This is a genomic window from Actinospica durhamensis (assembly GCF_018139695.1).
Classification (GTDB): domain Bacteria; phylum Actinomycetota; class Actinomycetes; order Streptomycetales; family Catenulisporaceae; genus Actinospica; species Actinospica durhamensis.
In genome coordinates this window covers 1-2788 of record NZ_JAGSOG010000492.1, presented here as the reverse complement: position 1 = coordinate 2788, position 2788 = coordinate 1, and the positions used below count along the sequence as shown (strand labels likewise).

The following is a 2788-nucleotide window of genomic DNA, read 5'->3' as shown; positions in this document are numbered from 1 at the left end:
CCCCAGTCCCGTGTCGCTCCCGACCCTCTGCTCACCCGCCAGACACCTCCAGCTACCAGCTACCAGCTACCAGCTACCAGCTACCAGCTACCAGCTACCAGCTACCAGCTACCAGAGCCCTGACACATCCCCGGCACGTCCCGCTACGCCTCCAGCACTCCCCACTCCGGCCCCAGAGTCTCCAGCGCCTCCAGGCCGTCTCGCCATCGCCTCGCCCCGGACGTGCCGTCCCGCCCCCGCTCTCGCCCTTGGGTCGTGCTCTGCGCATGTAGCTTGTCCCGTATGGGCGTGTACGTGGTAGCCGCCAACGAGAGCAGCCGTCCATACTCGCCCACCGGACACGTGACGAACGTGCCTCCGAAATCCCCGATCACGTACTGGGCGCTGTCGAAGTCCGCGCGTGCCTCCGATTCGGTCAGCACCGCGTTCGTGATGCCGTTCGTCGCCCGGTACCTCATCGCGCAAGCTCCGCCCACCAGGTGACGCCGTCCTCGTGCACGTCGGTCCCCCACTTGGCCGCGAGGGCATCGACGATCACGAGGCCGCGCCCGAAGTCGCCTCCGCTCCCGCTCCAGTTCAACGTGGGTGTTGGGCCGGTGATGGCGATCCTCAGCGCACCCTCGAGTTCGACGATGTTCAACACGAAGACGCTCCCGTTTCCTCTGGCGGCATGCAGAACGGCGTTCGTGGCGAGCTCTGAGACGATCCGCGCGGCGTCATCCGCTACCGCTGCATCCCCAACGATCACGGTCACGGCGTGCCGGGCGATGCCCACCATGCTCGGAAGTGCGGGCAGCGTGATGACGTACTCGCTCACGTGCTCTCCTGTCGGCCCGTCGGGCCCTTGCGGCAATACCTCTGTACAGAGCGCGGTTCTGTACAGAGCTTGCGCGCTCTGTACAGGGGGCGTCAAGCTAACGGCGGAGACAGTTTTCGAGCCGAGGTGAGAGCGATCCCCGACACGCCCGCTTACCAGCGCATCGCCGACGAACTGCGCCGCCAGATCCTCGACGGCGAACTCGCGCCGGGCGAGCAGCTGCCCTCGCTTGCCGAGCTGGCGCAGCGCTTCCAGGTGTCCGACCGGACTGCGTACGAGGCGACTCGGGTGCTGATGCGTGAGGGTCTGATCCACTCTCGACCGGGCGCACCGACCCTCGTCCGCGAGCGTCCGGCATCGATCCGCATGACGCGCTCGTGGTACCGCGAGTCGCCCAAGGGCTCACCCTGGCATGCCGACATGGCGGCCCAGGGCCGCACCGGCACGTGGAGCGCACACTCCGAACGCGTGCCCGCGCCTCCAGCCATCGCCGAACGCCTGCACATCAACCCGGGCGACCGCACGATGCGTACGGAGTACGTTTTCCTCGCCGACGGCGAGCCGACGTACCTGTCGACGTCCTGGGAACCGCTCGCGCTCACCCACGGAACCGACATCATGCTGCCAGAACAGGGCCCGCACGCCGGCAAGGGCGTCGCCGACCGCATGGCACTGATCGGCCATCAGCCGGACATGGCTGTGGAAGACCTCGTGCCACGGACGTTGACCAGCCCCGAAGCAACCAGCCTCGGCCTGCGTGCCGGAATCCCCGTCATCGTCATCGAGCGCACCTACTGGCAAGGCGAACTCCCGCTGGAGACGGCCGACATCGTCATCCCGCCGCCCTATCGCCCGCGCTACGAAATCCCGATCGGCTGAGCACCGCAGCGGCGGAACCAGAATCGACGTCGACTGCGACGGCGAGACTCAGGAACCAGAGCCAACGGCGGGCACGGAGTCCGGACCCAACGGCCAGCCCAGAGTCCGACCCAGCCCGAAGCGGATCCCTGAGCCAAGCCCAGATCCGAATACGAAGCTGGGAGCAACACAGGGCCCCGAAACGCCAGCAGCACGCCCGATATCCGCAACGCACTTGGCATCAGCTGTGCCGCCGAGGGCGCGACCGGCACCGTCGAGCGACAGCGCGCCCGTGCCGAGGACGAGCGCGGCCCTGGCAAGGCGATGACGGAACCAAGCCCGCCGCAACCCGACCCGAGACCAGCCAGCACCAGCACCAGCACCAGCACCAGCACTGACACCAGCACTGACACCAACATCAACACCAGCCCTGACACCGGTACCGGCACCAGCGCTCGCACCCGCGCCCACATCGACACCGACACCGACACCGACACCGACACCGACACCGACACCGACGGAATCAGCTGCCGAAGGGGACGACCAGGTGCCGAGGGACGGAGCTGGGCCCAGCAGCAACAGGGTCCGTAATGCCGCAGAGGAACCAGAACGGCGATCGACAACACCGGGGGCCATGAGGTCAAACCCTGGCGCGCAGTCGGAATGACGAACTGGAACCTGTACCGCTGCAAAGATCGCCCACGCCAAGCGATCTTCCGTCAGCGGTTCGGAGCCAGCATCATCGACAGCACACCACCGCCCGTCTACTTATGACGCACGGTCAGCTGCGGCCAACCGCAACCCACGTCTACGGGCGTTAGCCCTCGGAGTCTTCGGTTTCAGCACTAAGCCCCTCGGCCCCAAGCCCTCATCATATAAGTCATACATACTCCTTTCGAATCCTTGAATCCCGTTCACTGCAGCGGGTAGCTGGGAGTACGCCCGCCCGTCTTCCCAAGCACCTACATAGGGATAGACGAGTTTTAGTGTCAACGGCCACGAAGTGACCTTGTTGGGCGGACAGCGGATGGCGAGGCTGGCGGACAGCGGAAGTCCAGGCTGGTGCCCACCGATGTCCCGGTGGGCGGCCGTGGGGTTCCCGCGAGGATGGTC

At 66.5% G+C, this 2788-nt stretch carries 3 protein-coding genes; 2 read left to right on the top strand and 1 reads right to left on the bottom strand.

Translation table 11 applies throughout. From position 1 onward, the window contains the following. Positions 1-454 precede the first annotated feature (454 nt). Positions 455-817, bottom strand: a complete 363-nt coding sequence (locus KDL01_RS40305; RefSeq protein WP_212533997.1) for an ATP-binding protein — start codon at positions 815-817, stop codon at positions 455-457. A 126-nt stretch (positions 818-943) separates the two neighbouring features. Here KDL01_RS40305 and KDL01_RS40300 point away from each other — a divergent pair, with 126 nt between their 5' ends. Together KDL01_RS40300 and KDL01_RS40295 are read left to right on the top strand one after the other, a co-directional pair. After that, a complete protein-coding gene (locus KDL01_RS40300) occupies positions 944-1696 on the top strand; it encodes a GntR family transcriptional regulator (protein ID WP_212533996.1) in 753 nt (250 codons plus the stop codon). Between the two features lie 303 nt (positions 1697-1999). After that, the gene (locus KDL01_RS40295; protein ID WP_212533995.1) at positions 2000-2266 is read left to right on the top strand and encodes a hypothetical protein; all 267 of its coding nucleotides are present in this window, start codon (positions 2000-2002) and stop codon (positions 2264-2266) included. Positions 2267-2788 lie beyond the last annotated feature (522 nt).